The sequence below is a fragment of the Tenacibaculum sp. 190130A14a genome (genome assembly GCF_964048965.1).
GTDB classification, from domain to species: Bacteria; Bacteroidota; Bacteroidia; order Flavobacteriales; family Flavobacteriaceae; genus Polaribacter; species Polaribacter polynesiense.
Window position 1 is genome coordinate 2,243,322 of sequence record NZ_OZ040189.1, and the last position, 25,256, is coordinate 2,268,577.

A 25,256-nucleotide genomic window follows, 5' to 3' on the forward strand; every position below is an offset into this window, starting at 1 on the left:
TAAAAAAAGAGAAGTTTACAACTTCTCTTTTTTTATGCTTCTATTTTTAATCCAAGTTTCTTTCCTTTTTCGATCATAAATTGATACGAAGCTTCATATTCATTAGGAATTTTACCATCCAAAATTGCTTCTTTAATCGCTTCCTTTATTTGACCTATCTCTCTACAAGGTGTTAGGTTAAAAGTCTTCATTATTTCCTCACCCGTAATTGGAGGTTGAAAATTACGTACTCGATCTCGCTCCTCAACCTCTTTGATTTTTCTTCGAACAATCTCAAAGTTTTTATGATAACGTTTAAACTTCTTTGGATTCTTCGTTGTTATATCTGCTTCACATAAAGTCATTAAACTTTCTACATCATCTCCAGCATCAAAGATTAACCTTCTTACTGCAGAATCGGTTACTTCAGAAGCTAGCACAATAGGTCTTGAACTTAACAATACCATCTTTTGAACAAACTTCATTTTGTTATTCAATGGCATACGCAACCTTTTAAACAGCTTATAGGTCATTTTGGATCCTACAAACTCATGAGAATGAAAAGTCCACCCTATTTTGGGGTGATACTTTTTCGTTGGAGCCTTTCCTATATCGTGTAATAAAGCAGCCCAACGTAACCAAACATCTTCTGTATTTTCAGAAATATTATCTACAACCTCTAAAGTATGGTAAAAATTATCTTTATGCTTTTGTCCATCAACATCCTCCACTCCTTTTAAATCGGTAAGTTCTGGTAGAATTCGTTTTAATAATCCAGTCTTTTCTAAAAGTAAAAAACCTATAGACGGAATTGGAGCCGATAAAATTTTATTTAACTCAACAACAATTCTTTCTTTGGTAATAATATCTATTCGATGTGCATTTCTAGTAATTGCTTCTAAAGATTCACTTTCAATCTCAAAATTCAATTGAGTGGCAAACCTTATAGCTCGTAACATTCTTAATGGATCATCAGAATACGTTATATCTGGATTAAGTGGAGTTCTTATCGTTTTATTTTCTAAATCGGAAATTCCTCCAAAAGGATCGAGTAATGCGCCCAAATCCCCTTCATTTAAGCTTAACGCCAAGGCATTGATGGTAAAATCTCTTCGATTTTGATCATCCTCTAAAGTTCCTTCTGAAACCTCTGGATTCCTACTCTCCTCAGAATAAGATTCTTTGCGAGCTCCTACAAATTCAATTTCAATTTCTTTAAAACGCAACATTGCTGTTCCATAAGTCTTAAAAACCTGAACTTTCGGGGTATTTGGCAATAACTCAGCAACTTTTTGTGCCAATTTAATACCACTACCAATGGTTACTACATCTATATCTTTTGCATTTCCTCTTTGTAAAATAAAGTCCCTTACAAAACCTCCTATTACATAAGACTCAAGCCCTAATTCTTTAGATGCTTTTGTTATATATTCAAATATTTCGTTAGAAATAGCTTTTTTAAAGTATTGCTGCATATATTATTCTCTAATCACAATAATATCATCACCATCAATTTTCAAAATGGTAGATGACTTTTCATTCACTTTATCTTGCTGCAAATTTACCACATAATCTACACTATTTAAAATAGCGTTACTCATTTCTGAGAAAGATTTCGGAGTTGGTTCTCCACTAATATTAGCTGAAGTTGATACAACTGGTTTTCCAAATGATTCGATCATTTGAACACAAAATTCGCTGTCTGGTATTCTAATAGCAATTGTATTATCTGATGCAATCGTATTAACTGCCAAACCCTTCGGGTTTTGATAAATTATAGTAGTTGGTTTTGTTGCTGACTTTAAGATTCGAATTGCTTTCTCTGGAATCTCTTCCACAAATTCCTTTAACATCGATATAGAGCTTACCAAAATAATTAAACTTTTAGATTCTGCCCTATTTTTAATCGTATAAATCTTCTTAACTGCGTCCTCATTGGTAGCATCACATCCCAATCCCCAAACGGTATCTGTAGGATACAAAATCGTTTTTCCCTCTTTTAACTTATCTACAATTTCCTGCAACATTTTATAAAGTATATCTTTCTTCTAACCAATTAAGTACATAGTCTAGTTTGTCTTTCGGACATTGATCTAAACTCTGCATATTCAAAAACAACTTTCCTTCTTTCTTAGTAATATTATTCAGCTTATACTTCAACCAAGCAAACGATTTTTTATAGTTCTGAATATAAACTAGCTGATAATCATCTTTTAAAACACCTGTATTATTCTTTATCTCTATATGATTAGCTAATCCTTGTGGTGTATATTGCTCCGGACTCCTAAATTTATGCTCAATATTTCTTATTTCAATATCTTTATGCTCTTTGAAAAAGTTCATAAATGTAGCTTTTCTTAAAGAAAAAGGAGTATGATGAAATTTATAATACTTTTTAAACCCTACAAGTTTAGCACTCATTTCTTGCGCTTTTTTATGTCCAGCTCTTTTCTTTTTCTTTTCAGTATTAAATAAACGCTTATAAAAAATATCTTCGTTAAACTTCAACCATTTTCCACGAATTACTGGTTTTCCTTCTATAAAAAAATCTGTAGGTTTTAGTTCCTTCAACAAAAACATATCATCGTTAAAATAAACAAAATGTTCTGCTAATTCGGGTATATCATACAATTTCGTTTCTATGGGCCTACAGTTAAAAACTGGTAAGTAATTGGCATCCTCCTTAAAAATATCTTTATGATCAACTATAAAAACATTTTCATAGGTTCCTTCTTTTTTATTTCTAACAAAATCAGGGATTTGATTATCTGTTACTATAAAAATGTTCCTAATAAAGGGAGCATATTTTAAAATTGAATTTACGGTAAACTTAATCTCTTCTACCTGATCAAAACGAGTTCTAAAATTTTTATTTGTAACTACCTTCTTATCCTCTAAATAAGGTAACATTTTTTCTTGATGCTTCGGATCTTTACCATCAACCCAAGTAATTACTGCGTCTATAGGAAAATTCATATCCAATTTTTTATACTTCTGTAATTATATCTTTACCATTATGTGGAGGTAGTACAAACATGTCTCCAATAATCTTGTTGTATTCATCTGGCACGTATTCTTTTCTACCATCTGAAGGGTAAAATGTCATTTCTCCAAAAACAATTTTATCCCTAATTGAATAAAAATCAACTCTAACAAAAGGAAATTTATCGGCTAACTTTTCTGATAACTCAATCATTTTTTCAAAAGTTGGTGGTTTCTTTACTTCCTCCGTTATTCTATTGATTTCTGGCATTTTATTAAAAGGTAAAAAATTGAAATCTCTATCAAAATTGGCTATTTTTAAAAGCTCTGCTCTATCAAAATGAACCTCCATAAATTTCACCTTACCATCAAAACAATAGAATTTATAATCGGTTAGCGATCCTCTCTCTTCATCTTCTATAAACTTCTCAGCAATCAATCTAGGAGCTACATCTTTGTATGCCCATTCTTGCCCAGCTCTATAATACTGGTTAGTAGATTGCCATTTCTTTATAGTTCTCTTAACCTTTTTTAAATCTAATTTAGATTTGTCTTTACAAATAATATTATAACTACTTGCATGAACAGCTTTTAACACAAACTCATTAGGTAATTCATCAAAATTGATATCTTCAAAAGAATCATAAACCCCATACAAGTCATTTAAATACTCCCCTCCTATTTTTTCAGATACATACGTTCTTACCGCATACTTATCAACTAACTGATTTAATATCTTCGGACGATAATACAATTTGTACCACTGAATTTTTTCATTAAACTCAACTGGATTTTTTAAATCTAATTTTTTACCTGTAAAATATTCATATAAATAAGGCAAAAAGACCTTTTCTGGTAAAAAGGTCATTTTTTTAAGAAAGCGTAAAACTGTTCTATTCATAATATTATTTTAAACTGCTACATCATACTCTCTAAGAGCATCGTTTAAAGAAGTTTTCTTATTGGTACTTTCTTTTCTTTTACCAATAATTAACGCACATGGTACTTGATATTCACCTGCAGCAAATTTCTTTGTATAACTTCCTGGAATAACTACCGAACGCGCTGGTACAACTCCTTTCATTTCAACAGGCTCATCTCCAGTAACATCAATAATTTTTGTACTCATTGTTAACACTACATTGGCTCCCAATACTGCTTCTTTTTCTACTCTCACTCCTTCTACTACGATACAGCGCGATCCAATAAATGCACCATCTTCAATAATAACAGGTGCAGCTTGCAATGGTTCTAATACACCACCAATACCTACTCCTCCAGATAAATGTACATTTTTACCAATTTGAGCACAAGACCCTACGGTAGCCCAAGTATCAACCATAGTTCCCTCATCTACATAGGCCCCAATGTTTACATAACTTGGCATTAAAATAGTACCTTCTGATATATATGCACCATGTCGTGCTACGGCATTAGGGACCACTCTAATTCCTTTTGCCTCGTATCCACGTTTTAAAGGAATTTTATCATGGTATTCAAAAATACCAGCTTCTAGAGTTTCCATTTTTTGGATTGGAAAATATAGTACTACTGCCTTTTTAACCCATTCATTAACCTGCCACCCATCACTTACTGGTTCTGCAACACGTAATTCTCCCGAATCTAATAAATCTACTACTTTTCTAATAGCATTGATTGTAGTTTCCTCTTTAAGTAGCTCTCTGTTATCCCAAGCTTTTTCTATAATTGATTGTAATTCTGTCATTTTTAAAGTAAAATTTTCAGCAAAAATATAATTGCTTTGAATATTTATCGCGAAGATACATTTTTTAAACAGATTTTTATTGCTTGTTTAATTTCAATTACCTTTGTCAAAACTTTTTATATGGGTAGAATTTTAGCTATTGATTTTGGTAAGAAAAGAACTGGAATTGCAGTAACCGATGAATTAAAAATTATTGCTTCTGGACTTACTACTGTTGATACCAATGATTTGATTTCTTTTTTAAAAGACTATATAGCCAAAGAGAAGGTTGAACTTTTTGTTATTGGAAAACCCAAACAAATGGATAATTCAGATAGCGAAAGCGAGCAACTAATTATGCCTTTTATTAATAAATTAGTAAAAGAAATTCCACAAATACCGTATAAACGAGTTGACGAACGTTTTACCTCTAAAATGGCTTTCCAAACAATGATAGACAGTGGACTTAAAAAGAAACAACGTCAAAATAAAGCTTTGGTAGATGAAATTAGCGCTACAATTATCTTACAAAGCTATTTATATAACCAGTAATCTATAAATTATTGGCTTTTTTAAAACGGCTTATCGTTAATTTTGTACTTTTGCAAACTACTAAATAAAAAAAGTACTAAATGATTTTACCTATTGTTGCTTACGGAGACCCTGTTTTACGTAAAGTAGGAAAAGAAATTGACGCTGATTACCCAGAATTAAGCAAGTTAATTGCTAATATGAAGGAAACTATGTACAATGCTAATGGTGTTGGTTTAGCCGCTCCTCAAATTGGAAGAGCTATCCGTCTGTTTTTAGTGGATGCGACTCCTTTTGCTGATGATGAAGATTTAGATGAAAATGAACGTAAAGCATTGGAAAACTTTAACAGAGTATTTATCAACCCAAAAATTTTAAAAGAAGAAGGTGACGAATGGGCTTTCAATGAAGGTTGTTTAAGTATTCCTAATATTAATGAAGATGTTTTTCGTCAAGAAACGATTACAATAGAATATCAAGACGAAAATTTTGAAAAGCATACAGAAGTATTAAGTGGAATGGCTGCTCGTGTTTTTCAGCATGAATATGATCATATTGAAGGCGTTTTGTTTACAGATAAATTGTCTTCTTTGAAAAAGAGATTGATTAAAAAGAAGTTAGAGAACATTTCAAAAGGAAAAATAACGCCTCTATACAGAATGCGTTTTCCGAATGCAAAAAAGAGATAACAACAACTTGATAAATACATCAAGATTAAAACATTAAAATATGGAATTTAGTAAGATTATTGCCGTTACAGGTAAACCAGGTTTATACGAGATTTTATCACAAACTAAAACAGGAGTAATTGTAAAGTCAATTGTTGACGGAAAACGTTTTCCTATTACAGCAACTCATAACGTTAGCTTATTAGACAACATTGCTATTTATACTTACGAAGAGGAAGTACCATTAGGTCAGGTATTTAAAAATATTGCTGCTAAAGAAGATGGTAAAGAAGCTATTTCTCATAAAGAAAGTGGTAATAAGTTACAGGCTTATTTTGGAGAAGTTTTACCTAACTACGATGACGAAAGAGTATATACTTCAAACATTAAAAAAGTAGTTCAGTGGTATAACATTTTAGTAAATGCTGGTTTCGACTTTTCTACAATTGAAATAGCTACTGAAGCTGAAACTGAAGAATAAATATGAATACTCGTAAGCAACAATTAGAAGCTTTCAATCGTTTATTGGATATCATGGATGAGCTTAGAGAAAAGTGTCCATGGGATAAAAAGCAAACTTTACAAAGCTTAAGACACTTAACAATTGAAGAAACTTACGAGTTAGCTGATGCCATCTTAGAAGATGACTTAAGTGAAATAAAAAAAGAACTAGGCGATGTGCTTTTGCACATCGTTTTTTATGCGAAAATTGGAAGCGAGAAAAAGGCTTTCGATATTGCAGATGTAGCCAATAGTATTTCTGATAAATTGGTAGATCGTCATCCTCATATTTATGGTGATGTTGAAGTTGCCAATGAAGAAGAAGTAAAACAAAATTGGGAAAAGCTAAAACTTAAGGAAGGAAAAAAATCAGTTTTAGAAGGAGTTCCAAAAAGTTTACCTGCTATGGTAAAAGCCAATAGAATTCAAGATAAAGTTGCTGGTGTTGGTTTTGATTGGGAAGAACCACACCAAGTATGGGAGAAAGTACAAGAAGAATTGGAAGAACTAAATTCTGAAATTAAAAATAACGATCAAGAAAAGATTGAAAAAGAGTTTGGAGACGTTCTTTTCTCAATGATTAACTACGCTCGATTTATAGGAGTAAATCCAGAAAATGCATTAGAAAAAACGAACAAAAAATTCATCAATCGTTTCCAATATTTAGAAGACGCGGCCAAAAAAGAAGGCAAAGAGCTCTCTGAAATGACCTTAGCTGAAATGGATGTTCATTGGGAAAACTCAAAGAAGTTTTTCAAATAATTCCATATTGGGAAAACTCAAAGAAGTTTTTCAAATAATGTCTAATTCCCAATTTAAAGAGTTTAATAGATATATCATTGTGTACAACCTGATGTAATATCTCTATTAAAAACCAACTTGCAAACTACATATTTCTTATTTTTACCTTTATGAATATAGCTATTATTACCGGAGGAAGTAAAGGGATTGGTTTAGGACTTGTAAAAAAATATATATCCGAAAATTATAAGGTTTACTCTTTATCTAGAAGTATTGTAGAAATTGAAGAAGCAACTCAAATTTCTATAGATTTATCAGATGTAAAAGCATCCCACCATGCTTTTAAAATGCTGTTTGACCAATTAAAAGACATTGACATTAATAGCATTACATTAATCAATAATGCAGGTAGATTAGGAACTATATCAAATTTGGAAAATATTGATACAATAGATATTGCAAAAACTATTCAGTTAAACACTACTACTCCACTAGTTTTAAACAGTTTATTTATTCAACTTACACAAGACTTAACTTGTAAAAAACAGATTATCAATATTTCATCTGGGGCTGCTACCAAACCTTATGAAGGTTGGAGTATCTATTGTACATCAAAAGCTGCTATTGATATGATGACTAGGGCTATTGCCACAGAACAAAGCGAATTAGAAAATGGTGTAAAATGTATTTCCTTATACCCTGGAGTAGTTGATACTAATATGCAAACACAAATTCGCAGTACAGATAAGGCAGACTTTAAAAACTTGCAACGTTTTATCGACTTAAAAGAAAACAATGAACTATATACTCCAGAATATGTTGCAAATACTATTTATACAATAGACACTACAAATTATTTAACCTCTGGAGCTATTTTTGATATTAGAAATTACCAAAATTAAATCTTATTCTACGTGTTTTGTTTTCTTTAAGGTACTTAAGATAATAAATGATGCTAAAAAGAATACTGCCAAACACAATACACTCCATTGCATTGAGTCTGTAATAGCATATAATAAACCGTATACTGCCGTTCCTAATACAATGGCTATTTTCTCAGTTACATCATAGAAACTAAAATAAGTTGCATGATCTTCTGTTTCTGGTAATAATTTAGAATATGTAGATCTTGATAAAGATTGAATAGCACCTTGTACAAGTCCTAGAAGTCCTCCTAAACCATAAAAATAAGTAGCTACATTTTCTTGATTTTTATCTAATAAAAATGCAGTAAAACATACCAACATCCATATAGCAATCGTAATTTTTAGAGCTGTGAAATTACCATATTTATCAGATAATCTTGAGAATATATAAGCTCCAGCAATGGCTACAATTTGAACTAGTAAAATGGTTACAATTAAACTAGTTGAAGACAACCCTAATTCTGATGAGCCAAATATTGCTGCCATTAAAATAATGGTCTGCACTCCAATACTCAATAAGAAAAAAGCTAGTAAATAACGTTTAAGTGTAGGATAATTCATCACTTCTTTAAATACTATTTGTAACTCTTTATACCCTTTCCAAATATAATCTGCTTCAGGTTTTTTGTTATAAATATTTCCTGGTAAACGTCTAAAAGTAATTTGTGCGAAACCAATCCACCAAACTCCTACCATTACAAACGAAATACGAGATGCCATACCTTTAGTTATTCCCAATGCTTCTGGAAACATTATCATTCCTAAATTAATTAGTAATAATATTACTGATCCAACATATCCATAAATAAACCCTTTAGCACTAGCTCTATCTTGTTGCTCTGGTAAAGCTATTTCAGGTAAATAGGCATTGTAAAATACCCAACTAGCCCAAAAACCAATACTGGCTAATATGGTAAACCATATTCCTATCCACACTGTATCAATACCATCAAAGAAATACAAACTCATAACGGAAAGTCCTCCTAACCAACAGAAAAACTTTAAAAACTTCTTTTTACTTCCGGTATAATCGGCAATACCTGATAAAATTGGTGATATAAACGCTACTACTAAAAATGAAAATGATAAAGCATAACTATATAAACTATCAGGATGCTCCCATTCCATTCCTAAAAAATGAACAGACTTTCCTTCAGTAACTGCACTATAATACAAAGGAAAAACCGCTGTACTAATTACTAATGAATATACTGAATTTGCCCAGTCGTAAAATGCCCAAGCATTGATTAACTTTTTATCTCCTATTTTATACATACTATTGGTTTCAAAAAAAACCGCTCGATGATTCGAACGGTTTGCAATATACTATATTTTAATTACTACTCTATTTTGAAAACTAATAAGTAGGTGAACAGATTTTATAAATCTCTTCATATACCGGTAAGATGTTTTCTAGCGTAAACAATTTTATATGTTCTTTTGCCCTTCTCTTAAAAGCTTCAAGAACTTCATCATTCTTTAATATTTTAATGGCATTTTGTGCCATTTCTTCTACGTTTCCAACAGCGCTCAAATATCCAGTTTTCCCTCCAACATTTACCTCTGATAAACCTCCAGCATTTGTAGATATAACAGGGGTACTAGCTGCCATTGCTTCTAAAGCTGCTAAACCAAAACTCTCCGTTTCAGATGGTAATAAGAAAACATCAGAATAACATAAGATTTTAGCTACTTCTGTACTATTTCCTAAAAACAACACTTTATCTTCAATACCTAACTCTTTTACTAAATTTTCTGTTTTTAAACGATCGGGTCCATCTCCTACCATTAAAAGTTTAGAAGGTATTTCCTTTTGAACCGTATTAAATATCCTTATAACATCTTCCGTTCTTTTAACTGGACGGAAGTTACTAATATGAGTTAAAATTCTTTCCTCAGGCTCTGCTAAACCAACTCTTTTACATTCTGCCTGATGCGCCTTCTCATATTTTTCGCCATCAATAAAGTTGTAAACTACTTTTATGTCTTTTTTAATATTAAAAAGGCGTAACGTATCTTCTTTTAAACTATTAGAGACTGTAGTTACTTCATCTGAATTATTAATGCTGAATTCTACCGCTGTTTTGTAGGTTGGATGACTTCCAACCAATGTAATATCGGTTCCGTGTAGTGTTGTAATCACCTTAATATTAATTCCTTTTTCTTTTAACATTTGCTTTGCCATGTATGCGGCATAGGCATGAGGAATTGCATAATGAACATGTAATATTTCTAGTCCATGCTTTTCAGCAACTTCAACCATTTTACTAGACAAAGCTAATTCATAAGGTTGGTACTGAAATAGTGGATACTCTTCCAAAACTACTTCATGAAAATGCAATCGGTGAGAAAAAAAATCTAATCTAACAGGTTGGTTATATGTTATAAAATGTACTTCATGCCCTTTATCCGCTAAGGCCATACCTAACTCGGTAGCTACTACTCCACTACCTCCAAAAGTAGGATAACATACAATACCTATTTTCATATTTCTTTCTAATTTTATTAAGGTTACTGACGTAAATTTACAGCATTACTTACGCATTAATGTGAATAAAATCATAAAAAAATCCCACTTTCGTGGGATTTATATTTATCTATTTGATTCTTAGTAATCTCCTAATGTTTCAGGATTTTGAGCTAAGGCATTTTCTAATTGCTCATCATTTGGTGCCTTACCATGCCAAGCATGTGTATGCATCATAAAATCAACTCCATTCCCCATTTCTGTATGTAACAGTACACACACAGGTTTTCCTTTACCTGTTTTAGCTTTAGCCTCTGCCATTCCCTTTAAAATAGCCTCAATATCATTTCCTTCTTTGATATCTAACACATCCCAACCAAAAGCTTCAAATTTAGCTCTTAAGCTTCCCATTGCTAATACTTCATCTGTAGTACCATCAATCTGCTTTTCGTTTAAATCTACTGTAGCTATTAAGTTATCTACTTTTTTTGCTGAAGCATACATTGCTGCTTCCCAAATTTGACCTTCTTGTAACTCTCCATCTCCATGTAAAGAATATACTATCTTGTCATCTCCATTTAACTTTTTAGCTTCGGCAGTTCCAATAGCTACACTCATTCCTTGACCTAAAGATCCTGAAGCAATTCTTACTCCTGGTAAGTCCTCATGTGTAGTTGGATGCCCTTGTAAACGAGAATCTAATTTTCTAAACGTAGCTAATTCTGCTACTGGAAAATATCCACTACGAGATAAAACACTGTAAAATACAGGTGAAATATGACCATTTGATAAGAAGAATACATCTTCATTGGTAGCGTCCATATCAAAATCAGTAGAATAACTCATGATATCCTGATATAAACATGTTAAAAATTCAGCACATCCTAAAGAACCTCCTGGATGCCCAGAACTAACGGCATGTACCATACGTACGATATCTCTACGAACCTGTTGTGTAAAATCTTGCAGTTGTTGTGTTGTTGGCATTTTTATTTCATTTTATACCGACAAAAGTAACAGTTTATAAAACAATTGCCAATTACTTTTTTAATAAAAAAGAAAAGGGTTCAAATATTAAAAATTTTCTTTTTCGTTCAAATTTTCCCTTCGTTTGTTTTCTTTACTCTAAGTTATATCGAACCCTCTTTTTCTCAGTGTTAAAAAGGTTTAACTTGTTACCCTTAAAAAACAAAAAATCACGTTTTCTGCTTTTTCTTTTTAGCAGCGGGGAATAATACATTGTTTAAAATTAAACGATAGCCTGGAGAAGTTGGATGTAAATCAAGTTCTGTCTTAGGATCTCCTACCCTGTGCTGATAATCTTCAGGATCATGCCCCCCATAAAAAGTAAACATACCTTTTCCTTTGGTTCCATGAATATAGCGTCCTTCTCCATTATTCTTATTTTCTCCTAAAACAATAATTGTAGATTTGATAGTATTTCGGTCGAATGAAGTTGTTTGCCCCATAAACCCTTTAACTAACAAAGTATGGTTTTGAGTTAACATCGTAGGTACTTGATCCCATTTTGCAGAAAACTCTTTCAAAGAAAAATAATCTGTTTCTTTTTTTATTCTACGTTTACGTGTCATATCTATTGATGAAAACTCATAAGTTGTAGGATTCCTTATCAATTCGAAATTTTTAAATGCAAGTGTCTTATTAAAATTTATTTTCGATTGGTAGTTGGGTTCTGAAGGATCTCCATCAAACATGGTTTCACAAATATCTACACCATCAGATGCCAATGCTATATCAAAACTATCGGTTGCAGAACACATAGCAAACATAAAACCTCCTCCTATTACATAATCTCTGATTTTTTTTGCTACATCTCCTTTTGCTTTAGAAACTTTACTATATCCTAATTTCTTGGCTAAAGCTTCTGCATCTTTCTTTTGTTGTATATACCAAGGTGCAGTTCTAAACGCTCCATAAAAACGCCCATATTGCCCTGTAAAATCTTCGTGATGCAAGTGTAACCATTCATACAACAATAACTTATCATTAAGTACCTCTTCATCGTAAACTACATCAAACGGGATTTCTGCATACGTTAATACCATAGTAACTGCATCATCCCAAGGCATTTTATCTTTAGGAGAATATACCGCTATTTTGGGTGCTTTTTCTAAGGTTACCGCTTCTTGATTTTTAGAAGGCGAAGAAATCTCCTCTAAAATCAATTTGGATTTTGTATCGGAGATAATTTGATATGAAACACCTCTAATTTTACACTCATTCTCAATAGCTTGATTATTCTCCATTAAAAATGCTCCTCCATCATAATTCAATAACCATTTTGCTTTTAACCCATTTTGTAAAGCATAATAAACAATACCATATGCCTTTAAATGATTTTTCTGATTATCATTACTCATAGGTATGTAAATAAATGACGCCCAAATAGTATTAGAGCACAGCAAAAATAATAGTGTATATAGTATTTTTCTCATATCTAAAAACTAAAATACACAATTACATTCAAGTAATTGTGTATTCTATTATATTTTAAGTTTTATTTAAAATTTAAAAAGGAACATCATCTCCACCCATAGGACCAAATGCGTCTTCTGGAGAGGTGAAGTTACTCGAAGAAACTTCGTCATTAAAACCTGTATTCATACTCGATTGGAATTCACTACTAAATCCTTCTTCTAGATCTGAGAATTTTGCCAAGTGTCCAGTAAACTTTAAACGAATATTATCTAAACCACCATTACGATGCTTTGCAACAATAAATTCCCCTTGTCCCTCACATGGTGAATGATCATCATCATCCCATTCGGTCATACCATAATATTCTGGACGGAAAATAAACGATACAATATCGGCATCCTGCTCAATCGCTCCAGATTCACGAAGGTCAGAAAGTAAAGGACGCTTACTTCCTCCACGAGTTTCTACCGAACGTGATAACTGTGATAAAGCAATTACTGGAATATTTAATTCTTTACCTAAGGCTTTTAAGTTTCGAGAAATCGTAGAAATTTCCTGTTCACGGTTACCTCCTGCTCCACCAGCTGTCATTAACTGTAAGTAATCAATAATTAATATTTTAACTCCATGCTGAGACACTAAACGACGTGCTTTTGCACGTAAGTCGAAAATTGAAAGTGCTGGTGTATCATCAATAAAAATAGGAGCATCTGAAAGTTTTTTAACCTTTACATTTAGTTGTTCCCATTCATGAGGTTCTAAATTTCCTTTTCTTAATTTTTCTGAAGTCAATCCTGTTTCAGAAGAAATCATACGGGTAATTAACTGTACTGATGACATCTCTAGAGAGAAAATAGCAACTGCATGGTTAAAATCAATAGCCATGTTTTTTGCCATGGAGATTACGAATGCAGTTTTACCCATACCAGGACGTGCTGCAATAATAATCAAATCGGAAGGCTGCCAACCAGAAGTAAGTGCATCTAATTTTGTAAAACCAGTAGCTAAACCACTCATTCCTTCCTTCGTAGAAATTTCTTGAATTTTATTTATCGATTGTTGAACTAACGAATCTGCTCTTTCAGCACCTTTCTTCAAGTTCCCTTGTGTTACTTCAAATAACTTCCCTTCTGCATCATCTAATAAATCAAATACATCTACTGTTTCATCATACGCATTTTCAATAATTTCTGATGAAATTGTAATTAACTTTCTTTGAATATATTTTTGAAGAATTACACGAGAATGAAACTCAATATGCGCAGACGATGCTACCTTTTGCGTTAATCCAATCAAATAAAAATCTCCACCAGCAATATCTAATTTACCATTCTTTTTTAACTGATTAGAAACTGATAATAAATCAATTGGTTCCGAATTCTGAAATAAGGCATATATAGCTTCATAAATCTCTTGGTGTCGCTTGTCATAAAAGGCGTCTGGATGTAAGATATCAATCACTTCATCAATCCCCTTCTTATCAATCATCATCGCTCCCAAAACCGCCTCTTCTAAATCTAATGCTTGTGGTGGTAGTTTTCCTTTTTCTAAGCTAATTATTCTTGATTTGTCAATTTTTGTTCCCCTAATAGATTGTGTTCTCTCCATAACAGCAAATGTAATTTTTTAAGATGATATTTATAGAAGCTCGCACTTATTTTATTTTGCACATTTTATGTAAATAAAAATGTTATTAACTTGTTGATAACGTTTATACTTTCTTATTTTTGGCTTTATGCGATACTCTAAAAAACATCTTTTTTTAAGTTTATTACTTCCTATTCAAGTGTTAATTGTGCAATTTTTAAGCCAACAACCTCACTTCATTGAAAAATATTATAGTAATGGGATGTATCCCTACATTTCTAGTTTTTTTCGTATTCTTTTAGGTTGGATTCCTTTTTCTTTTGGAGACGTATTGGGTCTCGTACTCCTCTTTCTTTTATTGAAGGCAATCTTTAAACTGATTACTACTAAAGGTAAGAATTTTATACCACAAATACTAAAATTTACAAGTATATTATCAATTGTTTATTTCTGTTTCTATACCTCTTGGGGCTTCAATTATTTTAGAGAACCTTTAGCTAAAAATTTAGGGTTAAAGCAAAGTGAATATACCAATGAACAATTAATTAAAACCACCCAAATCATAATTGATCAACTAAACAGAATTCAATTACAAATTACTAAGAATGATAGTTTAGAAGTCATAGTACCATACACCCAAAAAGAAATATACCAATTGGCTCCTCAAGGTTTTCAGCAATTATCAAAAAAACTACCACAATTAACCTATAAATTTTCTTCTGTTAAAAGCTCTTTAGTAAGTTTGTTTCAATCATATAATGGTACCTCAGGGTACATCAATCCAATTACTGGTGAAGCCCAGATTAATGATATGATTCCTAAAACAGGGTATCCTGCTACTACATGTCATGAAATGGGACATCAAATAGGATGGTCAGCAGAAAATGATGCGAATTTTGTTAGTTTTTTGGCCTGTATAAATAATGAGGATATTTATTTTCAATATTCGGGGTATCGAATGGCATACAGGTATTGTATCATAGAACTTTCTAAAAGAGATAAAACCCAAGCTGATACAATAAAAAAAATGGTTCATAAAGGAATTTACAAAGATTTTAAAAGTAGTTATATCCATTGGAAACAGTTTGAAAATCCTATAGAACCCTATTTGAAAAAAGGATACAATTCTTATTTAAAAGCTAACAACCAAGCACAAGGGATAAAATCGTATAGTTATGTGGTAGATTTGTTGATTGCTTATTTTGAAAAACAAGCACTTTAAATACATAAAATTAGCTATTTTTGAGCTTCAAAATTTATTATAAATGAATCAACAACATATTATTGATAGATTTATCAAGTACGTTACTATAGATACTGAGAGTGATCCAAACAACCCTGCTTTTCCAAGTACTGAAAAACAATGGGATTTAGCACGTGTTCTTGAACAAGAACTAAAAGAGATTGGAATGGAAGATGTGGAGCTCAATGAAAACTGCTATTTAATGGCTACTTTACCTAGTAATTTAGACTACGAAGTACCTACCATTGGTTTTGTTGCTCATATTGATACTAGTCCTGATTTTACGGGAGCTAATGTGAAACCACAAATCCACGAAAATTATGACGGTAAAGATATTTTGTTAAACAAAGAACAAAATATTGTTTTATCACCAGATTATTTTGAAGACTTACTACAATACAAAGGACAAACTATTATCACTACAGATGGTACTACGTTATTAGGTGCTGATGACAAGGCTGGAGTTACTGAGATTGTTTCAGCAATGGAGTATTTAATTCAAAATCCACAAATAAAACATGGTAAAATAAGAATTTGTTTTACTCCAGATGAAGAAGTTGGTAAAGGAGCACATTTGTTTGACGTAGAAAAATTTGGTGCAGAATGGGCCTATACAATGGACGGAAGTCAAATTGGTGAATTAGAATATGAAAACTTTAATGCAGCGGGTGCTACTGTTACCATTGAAGGAAAAATTGTTCATCCTGGGTATGCAAAAGGTAAAATGATTAACTCTATGTTAATTGCAAGTGAGTTTATCAATGCTCTACCAGAAGATGAAGTACCTGAAAGAACTTCTGGTTATGAAGGTTTCTTCCACTTACACCACATGGAAGGTGAAGTTGAACAAACAAAACTACATTATATCATCCGTGACCATGATATGGATCAGTTTAACAACCGTAAGAAAGCAATGTTAGACTTGGCGGAGGTATTGAATGCTAAACAAGGTAAAAAGTTGATTTCTGTAGAAATTAAAGATCAATACTTTAATATGAAGGAAAAAGTAACTCCTGTAATGCATATTGTAGATGTTGCTGAAGAAGTAATGAAAGATATGGGAATTACTCCATTAATTAAGCCAATTAGAGGAGGTACAGATGGTTCTCAACTATCTTACAAAGGTTTACCTTGTCCAAATATTTTTGCAGGTGGACATAATTTCCACGGACGTTATGAGTATGTGCCAGCAGAAAGTATTGTAAAAGCCAGTGAAGTAATTGTTGGAATTGCAGAAAAAGTGGCTATAAAGTTTAAGTAAACAATAATTATTCTGTTATAAATTAAAAGCACTGGTGTACACCCAGTGCTTTGTTTTTTTATGACATTTTCCACCCCTTAATGAAAATATCATAATACTTGAAATAAATCCCCTTATTTTTATTTCGTTACAAATATCTCTACTTTCCAAAACTATTCAATAGGTTATTTCCCCTTTATAAGGGGTATAAACATCTTTATTTCACAAAAAAAAACGATTTGTTTATTTCTTTAATTTAATTGGCTCGATGAAGCTCTCATTCTACTTTTACCTTCCAAATAGTAAAAAAATGGATAGAAACAAATTATTGAAATTGACAGAGACTTATGGAAGTCCGTTGTATGTGTATGATACCGATGTGATTAAAAATCAATATAAGAAAATCACTACTGCTTTTTCAAAGGTCAAACATGTTAAAATAAACTATGCGGTAAAAGCCTTATCCAATGTAAACATTCTTAAAGTATTTAATACTTTAAAAAGTGGTTTAGATACAGTTTCTATTCAAGAAGTAAAACTTGGTTTACTAGCTGGATTTGAGCCAAAGAATATTATATATACGCCAAACGGAGTTTCTCTGAAAGAAATTGAAGATGTTGCCAAATTAGGTGTTCAAATAAACATTGACAATCTTTCTATTTTGGAGTTATTTGGTCAAAAACATCCTAAAATACCTGTTTGTATTCGTATTAACCCACATATTATGGCTGGAGGAAATAGTAAGATTTCTGTAGGACATATAGATTCTAAATTTGGTATTTCAATTCATCAGGTACCACATATTAAAAGAGTTGTTGAAAACACGGGGATGCGTATAAACGGAATCCATATGCACACGGGGTCTGATATATTAGATATTGATACCTTTTTACGCGCAACTGAGATATTATTTGAAGTTGCTAAACAATTCGACAACATAGACTTTATTGACTTTGGTAGTGGATTTAAAGTTCCCTATAAAACTGGTGATATATCCACTAACATTGAAGAGCTTGGAACTAAATTATCAAAGCGATTTAATGAATTTTGTAAAGAGTATGGTAAAGAATTGACTTTAATGTTTGAACCAGGTAAATTTTTGGTAAGTCAATCTGGATATTTTCTTGCAAAAGTAAACGTCATAAAACAAACCACATCTACAGTTTTTGCTGGTATCGATTCTGGTTTAAATCATTTGATTAGACCTATGTTTTATAATTCTTATCATCAAATTGAAAACCTTTCTAACCCTAAAGGTCGTGAGCGTTACTATAGTATAGTTGGTTATATCTGTGAAACAGATACTTTTGGGTCTAATAGAAGAATAAATGAAATTGCTGAAGACGATATCCTATGTTTTCACAATGCAGGTGCTTATTGTTATTCAATGGCTTCAAACTATAACTCGAGATATAGACCTGCTGAAGTAATGTTATACAATGGAAAAGATTATCTAATAAGGAAAAGAGAGACTTTCGATGACATTATTAAAAATCAAATCGAAGTTTCTCTTTAAAACAACAAAAACTCTGACTTGGGTAAGTCAGAGTTTTTTTTAAAATATAACCAACCCCTCAAAGATTATATTTTAAACGTTCGTAATAAAGTCCCCTATCTTTATTTACCTAACAAATATCTCTATTATTTTTATGTTTTTATAAGGAAAATCCCCCTTATTTTCGTTTTAAAACTAAAAACTGCCCTAAAAAGGACAGTTTTTTATTAACAATTGTAAGTTATTTCTTAGAATATATAACGTAATCCTAACTGCATTTGCCAACGCGATTGTAAACTTGTATCTGGTACAAAAGTCGTTGTTAAATTTGGATCAAACGTATAGGTCGGTGTTAATGTATTTTGATCTACCGACACACCTAAAGGTTGTACATTTCCAACTTGTTGCACAACACCCCATTCTGAGTTTATTAAATTTCCAAAGTTTAATATGTCCAAACTAATTTGTATTGTATTTTGCTTTCCTTCGGCAACATTGATATTGAAATCTTGTAAAATTTTCACATCCCAACGACTTCTCCACGGTGCCAAAGCTCCATATCTTTCAACATATTGACCTCTTCTTCCACTTAAATATTCATCTTGAGCGATATATTGCTTCAATCCTTCACGTTGAACTGTTACCGGATTATTTGAAGTATCAAAATTCATTTGATCTATTTCCGCATCTGTTGGAACATATAAAAGATCGTTTAATACAGATCCATCATTATTTATATCTCCTCCATAAGTATAATTAAACCTTCCTCCTTTTGCATATTCAAAGAATGTAGATATTGTGGTAGCAAATTTATCTCCTCCGTATGTAAACTTCTTAGAAGCTACTCCAATAACTCTATGAGTGTCTCCATATTTAGAAAATGCTAAAACATCATTATTAGCATTCCCTACAACCGGGTTAAAAGCAAAAGCATCTCCTGTAATTTCCGCTTCAATAGAGTTCACATCTTTCGAATTTAAATAACTGTATGCAACATTAGCGTACAGTCCATTTTCAAATGACTTTTCTACCTTTATAGAGGCATTTATAACTCTTCCTTTATCTGAGTTGGTAAATACATACGCATTATTCCCTACATCTCCAGGTAAATAGACCGCTCTGTTATCTCCTCCTCCATTTAACATTCCTGATGGATTTCTTAGTCCCCAGTTTTGTACATGCGCTCCATTAATATCTTTAGTATACGCCACATCTCCAGTTACTACAAATCCATTGTCAAATTTGTAGTCTGCACCAATGTTGGTTCTCCACACCTGTGGAAATTGGAATTCAGGATCTACCATTTGGTAGAAAAATGCATTAGGATTTGCTATTTGATTTCCTAACCACACAAAAGGTAAACGTCCTGTAAATAATCCAGTACCTCCTCTAATTTGTAATTTCTTTTCTCCATTTACGTCCCAATTAAAACCAAATCTTGGTGAAATTAGCCATTCGTTCGTTGGCATATCTCTATTATCTAAAAATACAGTTTCGTTAGTATTTGGGTTTTGATATGGAATATTTGGAGCAAAACAACAGGCATTATCAATAACTTCCTGTGCTTTTTCAGCAGAATCAAAGAATAATGGTTTATCAAAACGAACTCCAAAAGTCAATTTTAAATTATCATTTACTTCCCATTCATCTTGTACATAAAATGCTAGTTGACCTACATTCGTTTCGGCCAATGCCCATCCTCCTGCATTTCCTATTCCATTACCCGATAATGAGTTATTCGCAGCTATAGCGGTGTCAAACTGCGCCTGATAGTTAGCTACTAAAGCTGCTTCCGCAACTGGATCGCCTATAGTAGCTCTAAAATCATTAATGGTACCTGATGGAAAGAACACTCCTTGTGCTCCATATACACCTAAATTAAATGAATTATCGAACATGAACTTTTCAAAAGAAAAACCTATAGTAATCGTATGATCTCCTTGAAAAAAGTTCATATTATTTGTTAATTGAAATACTTTCTGATCTAACCTATTATTAATTGAAAATGGTTCATGACCCGCTATAATATAGTTTGAACTAGCATTCTCATCTAAAATAGTAATAGTTGGTGCTGGTGATGATAAAGCGTTTCTAAAATCATCGAAATGTGTATATCCAACCTGTAATTTATTCGTTGTAGTTTCATTAAATGTAGAGTTCAATTCTACTAAGAAAGAATCTATATTATTGTTGATTTCGTATCCAGTATTTTCAAATTGTAACGTTGTAGCGCTTGGGCCTCTAAACCCTAATGCCGTTGGATGTGCAGGTTTTTCTTTAGAAGCACGTAAGAAATTATATATAAATGCTAAACGGTGCTTCTTATTAATATTCCAGTCTAATTTAAAAATTCCTTTGGTTGATTCTGAATCAAAGGTAAACCCTTGAAAAGCTCCAGGGTTATACTTTTGTCCATTCCCTATATCAACTTGTGACAAGATATTACTTACTAACTGTAGATCTGATGCTAAAACTCTCGATTCGTTGATAGCTCCTGAGCCAGTATTTGGTTGAAAAGCTGATCCTAAATCTTCTCGTAAGTCTTTTTCAAAGTTTGCAAAGAAAAATAATTTGTCTTTGATTATTGGTCCTCCTAAACTTGCCCCATACTGTGTTTGTAATAACTTTGGTTTGAAAACTTCAAAACCATCTATTTTCCCTCCTGTAAAATCTTCATTTCGGTAAAAGCCATATACGGTTCCTTTGTATTCATTTGTTCCACTCTTGGTAACAGCATCTACAGATGCTCCTGTAAAACCAGAAAGCGTAACATCATACGGAGCAGTAGATACAGATATTTGCTCAATCGCATCTAATGATACTGGTTGCGAATCTGTTTGCCCACCTGGTGTAGCTGCATCTAATCCAAACGGATTATTAAAAATAGACCCATCTAAAGAGAAGTTGTTAAACTGATCATTTCTACCTCCAAATGAACCATTACTAGCTGTTGGTTCTAAACGAGTAAAATCTGAAGCAGAACGCGAAATAGTAGGTAAAGTCTTTAATTGAACTGCACTTACACTTGTTTGTGCTCCTGTTCTATCATTATTAAAAACTTTACTTTTAGAAGCTGATATTACAACTTCTTCCAGTTGTTCACCATCTTCAGCAAGCTTACCATTAATATTGGTCGTCTTTCCTAAGGTTAAAAATACATTGTTAACTTCTTGAGGTTTAAAACCTACATAACTGAATGTTATTTTATAAGGTCCCCCTACTCTTAAGTTCGGAATTGTATACTTTCCGTTATCCTGAGCTACTGCTCCAGACACTGTTCCTGTTGGTACATGCAGTACCACGATGTTTGCTCCAAATAATGGCTCCCCAGCATTATCTGTAACAACTCCTTTTATCTTAGATGTTGTAATCTGAGCACTAATACTGGCTACAAACATCAAGAAAAAGGAAAAGGTTAGTAATTTTTTCATAATTGAGTAATAATAATTTCTATTTCCGTTCTTAAAATTACACAATAAAAAAACCCGCTTTAAAAAGCGGGTTAATCTTTTATTAACAAGTATTTAACAATAAATTACTTTTCAGCAACTACTTCAAATACGATGTCAGCTACAACTGTTCTGTGTAAACGCACAGCAGCGTTGTATTTTCCTAATCTCTTTACGTTACCTCCAGTAACTTTGATAAATTTCTTATCAATTTCAGTTCCAGCTTTAGCTAAAGCCTCAGCAACGTTAATATTGTTAACTGAACCGAATAATTTATCTCCAGATCCTACTTTAGAAGCAATCTTTAACTCATAACCTTTAACAGTTTCAGCTAATTTAGTAGCATCTTCTATTAATTTAGCTTCTTTATAAGCACGTTGTTTTAAGTTTTCAGCTAAAACTTTCTTTGCAGAAGAAGTAGCTAAAATTGCATATCCTTGTGGGATTAAGTAGTTACGACCATAACCATTCTTAACAGTTACGATATCGTCTTTAAAACCTAAGTTTTCTACGTCTTGCTTTAATATCAATTCCATAATCGTACTGTTTTATTATTTTAACATATCACCTACGTATGGCATTAAAGCTAAGTGACGTGCTCTTTTAATAGCTTGAGCCACTTTACGTTGGTATTTTAAAGATGTTCCTGTTAAACGACGAGGTAAAATTTTACCTTGCTCATTTACTAAATACATTAAGAAGTCAGCATCTTTATAATCGATGTACTTAATACCGTTTTTCTTAAAACGACAGTATTTTGCTTCTTTTTTAGTTTCAATGTCTAAAGGAGTTAAGTATCTTACATCTCCTTGTTTTCCTGCTCCTGCTTGTTGATCAATTGATGCCATTTCTTACTTTTTTTCAGATTTAACACGGTTTCTTCTCTTCTCTGCCCAAGCAGCTGCGTGCTTGTCTAACTTTACAGTTAAGTAACGCATAACGCTATCGTCACGTCTGAACTCTAATTCAAACGGAGCTATAGCCTCACCTGATACTTTGTACTCAAATAAGTGATAAAAACCACTTTTTTTCTTTTCAATTGGATATGCTAATTTCTTTAAGCCCCAATTTTCTTTGTGGATCATTTCGGCACCCTTGCTAGTCAATAAGTCCTGAAACTTTTGTACTGTTTCCTTTATCTGAGTTTCAGATAAAACGGGATTCAAAATGAAAACAGTTTCGTAATGATTCATAATTATTTATTTAAAAAATTAATTTTAAGCGTGCAAATATACAAAGTTTACATTAATACTTCATTATTAATTTAAAGTATTTTTCATTAAGTTTGTTACATCATCCCTTTAATTTTTTAACATGAACGTTCCTGAACTACCCAATCTTATTCATTATGCAATTCCATTTTTTGTATTAACTGTTATTATTGAAGTTATTTTAACAGTAAAAGTAAAAATGGAAGATTATGAATATAAAGATGCAATTACTTCCATAACTATGGGACTCGGGAATGTATTTATTGGATTGTTTACAAAAGGAATCATTTTAACATTCTTTATTTTTTTATATCAATTTCGATTTTTTACACTTCCGTTTGCTTGGTGGACTTGGGTTATACTGCTATTTGCAGAAGATATTTGTTACTATTGGAATCATAGAATAGCTCATGAGAGTAGATTGTTTTGGGCCAGCCATGTAGTACACCACTCTTCTCAAAAATACAATTTAAGTACCGCTTTACGTCAAACATGGTCTGGGAGCTTTTATACTTTTATTTTTTGGGCTCCTCTACCACTTCTAGGCTTTCATCCTATTATGATTTTAATGCAAATGAGTATTTCTTTACTGTATCAATATTGGATTCATACCGAATTAATTGATAAACTTCCTAGATGGTTTGAAGCCATCTTTAATACACCTAGTCATCATAGAGTGCACCACGCTACCAATCCACAATATTTAGATAGAAATCATGCTGGAATATTTATTATTTGGGATAAACTCTTTGGAACTTTTGAACCAGAAGTAGAAAAACCTATTTATGGTTTAGTTACCAATATTAATACTTATAATCCATTGAAAGTAGCATTTATAGAATGGTTTAATATGTTTAGTGATATCTTCACCAGCAATACATCTTTATGGAAAAGATTTCTGTACCTAATTAAACCTCCTGGATGGAAACATGATGGAACAGGAAAACTTTCTACTGACTTAAGAAAGGAATGGGAAAAAACAAAAAAAAGAGAAGCTCTTTAAGCTTCTCTTTTTTTAATTTATATCAAAACGAACTCCTAATGATATATTTCTAGTATCAGTATCTTTAAAGAGAGGATTTAAGTCGTACTTAGCATATAAACTATAACCTCGATAACCAAAATATGCACTTAAACCGTAATTCACTGTATTCATATTAAAGTTCGATTTCTGAACTTCTTCTACCTTAACTCCTTCTGTATTTACATATTCTAAATATTGTCTTGTTCCTAATTTAAAACCTACAAAACCTCCAATTCCAAATCTAACCGATTTATGCGTTCTATCGCCTATTTGACCGTTAGAATATTTTCTGTTTTTCGAAAAGTCAAATTCTAAATGCATTGGAAAAGTCATCTGTACATGGCGTAATCTACTTTCTGACAAAGAATTTGGATTTACATTTAAAACTGTTTGATCTCCATTTATTTCATGAAATTTATTTCCTTCTGCTCTTAAATTATTCCATAGAAATGAAAAACCATACTTAAAATATGTTTTTGACGCTTCTTTGCTTAATCGCGTTTTCCAAGTAAAACCTAATTCATAAAAATGTGATTGCCAAAACTTATATTCTGAATCATTTAATGAACCAAATTTGTGGTTTTCTAAAACATTGTTAACACCTAGTGCAAAAACAATTTGAGTAGTTGTTCTTTTATTTCTTCTAAGACTATCTCTTTTACGTTCGTCTCTTTCAGAAAAATCTAATTTAAATTTTGCACCTCCTATACTAAAAGTATTTTCATCTTCGTTACTAGTTGCTATTTTTCCATCTACTTTATCTTGTACTAAGCCTTGTAATTTAATTTCTTGTACACCTACCAACTGCTCAATTCTTTGTGCATGGTACTCAGCTGCCTTCTTTTTCAATTCAACTGCATTTTCCTGCGTTATTTCATTGTTACTCGCTTTTAAGTTAATTTCTTTCACTTTTGTTTTTAGCGAGTCTTTCTGTTCTTTAGTTATTCTTTCAATTTTTATCGAAATTTTTCTAACTTCTTCTTCAAAATTTTTCTCTTGAGATTGGGCAATAGTTGTTACAAACAACACTAAAAATAGTATTCTTTTCATTTTAATAATTTTTAAGTT

Annotated in this window: 24 protein-coding genes; 9 read left to right on the forward strand and 15 right to left on the reverse strand. The window is 32.0% G+C overall.

Features of this window, described 5'->3' with window-relative positions; all coding sequences use genetic code 11:
- Positions 1 to 32: 32 nt before the first annotated feature.
- From ABNT22_RS10700 to ABNT22_RS10720, 5 genes are read right to left on the reverse strand one after another with little or no spacing between them, the layout of a single operon-like run.
- The gene (locus tag ABNT22_RS10700; protein WP_348716805.1) at positions 33 to 1,454 is read right to left on the reverse strand and encodes a CCA tRNA nucleotidyltransferase; all 1,422 of its coding nucleotides are present in this window, start codon (positions 1,452 to 1,454) and stop codon (positions 33 to 35) included.
- A 3-nt stretch (positions 1,455 to 1,457) separates the two neighbouring features.
- Positions 1,458 to 2,006 carry an L-threonylcarbamoyladenylate synthase gene (locus ABNT22_RS10705; RefSeq protein WP_348716803.1) on the reverse strand — a complete coding sequence of 183 codons (549 nt, stop codon included), beginning with the start codon at positions 2,004 to 2,006 and terminating at the stop codon, positions 1,458 to 1,460.
- Between the two features lies 1 nt (position 2,007).
- A complete protein-coding gene (locus tag ABNT22_RS10710) occupies positions 2,008 to 2,955 on the reverse strand; it encodes a Stealth CR1 domain-containing protein (protein WP_348716801.1) in 948 nt (315 codons plus the stop codon).
- A 10-nt stretch (positions 2,956 to 2,965) separates the two neighbouring features.
- A complete protein-coding gene (locus ABNT22_RS10715; protein ID WP_348716799.1) occupies positions 2,966 to 3,862 on the reverse strand; it encodes an ATP-grasp fold amidoligase family protein in 897 nt (298 codons plus the stop codon).
- 9 nt (positions 3,863 to 3,871) lie between these two features.
- A complete protein-coding gene (locus ABNT22_RS10720; RefSeq protein WP_348716797.1) occupies positions 3,872 to 4,687 on the reverse strand; it encodes a 2,3,4,5-tetrahydropyridine-2,6-dicarboxylate N-succinyltransferase in 816 nt (271 codons plus the stop codon).
- A gap of 120 nt (positions 4,688 to 4,807) precedes the next feature.
- Here ABNT22_RS10720 and ruvX point away from each other — a divergent pair, with 120 nt between their 5' ends.
- The 5 genes from ruvX (at position 4,808) to ABNT22_RS10745 (ending at position 8,009) form a co-directional block, all read left to right on the forward strand.
- Positions 4,808 to 5,218: a Holliday junction resolvase RuvX gene (gene ruvX / locus ABNT22_RS10725; protein WP_348716794.1), complete on the forward strand. Its 411-nt coding sequence runs from the start codon at positions 4,808 to 4,810 to the stop codon at positions 5,216 to 5,218.
- A gap of 80 nt (positions 5,219 to 5,298) precedes the next feature.
- Positions 5,299 to 5,886, forward strand: a complete 588-nt coding sequence (gene def / locus ABNT22_RS10730) for a peptide deformylase (protein WP_348716792.1) — start codon at positions 5,299 to 5,301, stop codon at positions 5,884 to 5,886.
- A 40-nt stretch (positions 5,887 to 5,926) separates the two neighbouring features.
- A complete protein-coding gene (locus ABNT22_RS10735) occupies positions 5,927 to 6,346 on the forward strand; it encodes a DUF5606 domain-containing protein (protein WP_348716790.1) in 420 nt (139 codons plus the stop codon).
- 2 nt (positions 6,347 to 6,348) lie between these two features.
- Positions 6,349 to 7,128: a nucleoside triphosphate pyrophosphohydrolase gene (gene mazG, locus ABNT22_RS10740; RefSeq protein WP_348716786.1), complete on the forward strand. Its 780-nt coding sequence runs from the start codon at positions 6,349 to 6,351 to the stop codon at positions 7,126 to 7,128.
- 149 nt (positions 7,129 to 7,277) lie between these two features.
- Positions 7,278 to 8,009: an SDR family NAD(P)-dependent oxidoreductase gene (locus tag ABNT22_RS10745; protein ID WP_348716784.1), complete on the forward strand. Its 732-nt coding sequence runs from the start codon at positions 7,278 to 7,280 to the stop codon at positions 8,007 to 8,009.
- Between the two features lie 3 nt (positions 8,010 to 8,012).
- Here ABNT22_RS10745 and ABNT22_RS10750 read toward each other — a convergent pair whose 3' ends face one another.
- The 5 genes from ABNT22_RS10750 to dnaB form a co-directional block, all read right to left on the reverse strand.
- The gene (locus tag ABNT22_RS10750) at positions 8,013 to 9,308 is read right to left on the reverse strand and encodes an MFS transporter (protein ID WP_348716782.1); all 1,296 of its coding nucleotides are present in this window, start codon (positions 9,306 to 9,308) and stop codon (positions 8,013 to 8,015) included.
- 82 nt (positions 9,309 to 9,390) lie between these two features.
- Positions 9,391 to 10,521, reverse strand: coding sequence for an N-acetyl-alpha-D-glucosaminyl L-malate synthase BshA (gene bshA / locus ABNT22_RS10755; protein WP_348716780.1), 1,131 nt, complete (start codon positions 10,519 to 10,521; stop codon positions 9,391 to 9,393).
- A 120-nt stretch (positions 10,522 to 10,641) separates the two neighbouring features.
- Positions 10,642 to 11,487 carry a transketolase gene (locus ABNT22_RS10760; RefSeq protein ID WP_348716778.1) on the reverse strand — a complete coding sequence of 282 codons (846 nt, stop codon included), beginning with the start codon at positions 11,485 to 11,487 and terminating at the stop codon, positions 10,642 to 10,644.
- A 209-nt stretch (positions 11,488 to 11,696) separates the two neighbouring features.
- Positions 11,697 to 12,956, reverse strand: a complete 1,260-nt coding sequence (locus ABNT22_RS10765; protein ID WP_348716776.1) for an asparagine synthetase B — start codon at positions 12,954 to 12,956, stop codon at positions 11,697 to 11,699.
- 73 nt (positions 12,957 to 13,029) lie between these two features.
- Positions 13,030 to 14,547 (reverse strand): replicative DNA helicase, encoded by a 1,518-nt coding sequence (dnaB, locus tag ABNT22_RS10770; protein WP_348716774.1) that lies wholly within the window; start codon positions 14,545 to 14,547, stop codon positions 13,030 to 13,032.
- Positions 14,548 to 14,674: 127 nt separating this feature from the next.
- On the opposite strand from dnaB, the gene ABNT22_RS10775 reads away from it, so the two are divergent.
- The 3 genes from ABNT22_RS10775 to lysA all read left to right on the forward strand — a co-directional run bounded on the left by ABNT22_RS10775 (position 14,675) and on the right by lysA (position 18,525).
- On the forward strand, positions 14,675 to 15,748 hold the full coding sequence (locus ABNT22_RS10775) for a DUF3810 domain-containing protein (RefSeq protein ID WP_348727094.1): 1,074 nt from the start codon (positions 14,675 to 14,677) through the stop codon (positions 15,746 to 15,748).
- A gap of 43 nt (positions 15,749 to 15,791) precedes the next feature.
- Complete coding sequence (gene pepT / locus ABNT22_RS10780) at positions 15,792 to 17,030, forward strand: peptidase T (RefSeq protein ID WP_348716770.1); 1,239 nt, start codon at positions 15,792 to 15,794, stop codon at positions 17,028 to 17,030.
- Positions 17,031 to 17,319: 289 nt separating this feature from the next.
- On the forward strand, positions 17,320 to 18,525 hold the full coding sequence (lysA, locus tag ABNT22_RS10785) for a diaminopimelate decarboxylase (protein ID WP_348716768.1): 1,206 nt from the start codon (positions 17,320 to 17,322) through the stop codon (positions 18,523 to 18,525).
- Positions 18,526 to 18,752: 227 nt separating this feature from the next.
- On the opposite strand, the gene ABNT22_RS10790 is transcribed toward lysA, so the two are convergent.
- From ABNT22_RS10790 to rpsF, 4 genes are all read right to left on the reverse strand, one after another.
- The gene (locus tag ABNT22_RS10790) at positions 18,753 to 21,935 is read right to left on the reverse strand and encodes a TonB-dependent receptor domain-containing protein (RefSeq protein WP_348716766.1); all 3,183 of its coding nucleotides are present in this window, start codon (positions 21,933 to 21,935) and stop codon (positions 18,753 to 18,755) included.
- A 104-nt stretch (positions 21,936 to 22,039) separates the two neighbouring features.
- Positions 22,040 to 22,489, reverse strand: coding sequence for a 50S ribosomal protein L9 (rplI, locus tag ABNT22_RS10795; protein ID WP_348716764.1), 450 nt, complete (start codon positions 22,487 to 22,489; stop codon positions 22,040 to 22,042).
- 15 nt (positions 22,490 to 22,504) lie between these two features.
- Positions 22,505 to 22,801, reverse strand: a complete 297-nt coding sequence (gene rpsR / locus ABNT22_RS10800; protein ID WP_299104390.1) for a 30S ribosomal protein S18 — start codon at positions 22,799 to 22,801, stop codon at positions 22,505 to 22,507.
- Between the two features lie 3 nt (positions 22,802 to 22,804).
- The gene (rpsF, locus tag ABNT22_RS10805) at positions 22,805 to 23,146 is read right to left on the reverse strand and encodes a 30S ribosomal protein S6 (RefSeq protein ID WP_348716761.1); all 342 of its coding nucleotides are present in this window, start codon (positions 23,144 to 23,146) and stop codon (positions 22,805 to 22,807) included.
- Positions 23,147 to 23,267: 121 nt separating this feature from the next.
- Between rpsF and ABNT22_RS10810 the strand changes: the two genes are divergently transcribed.
- Entirely contained in the window at positions 23,268 to 24,167 is a 900-nt protein-coding gene (locus tag ABNT22_RS10810; RefSeq protein WP_348716759.1) for a sterol desaturase family protein, read from the forward strand.
- Positions 24,168 to 24,179: 12 nt separating this feature from the next.
- Here the strand turns inward: ABNT22_RS10810 and ABNT22_RS10815 are convergent, their stop codons facing one another.
- Positions 24,180 to 25,238, reverse strand: coding sequence for a hypothetical protein (locus tag ABNT22_RS10815; RefSeq protein WP_348716757.1), 1,059 nt, complete (start codon positions 25,236 to 25,238; stop codon positions 24,180 to 24,182).
- Positions 25,239 to 25,256: the final 18 nt, after the last annotated feature.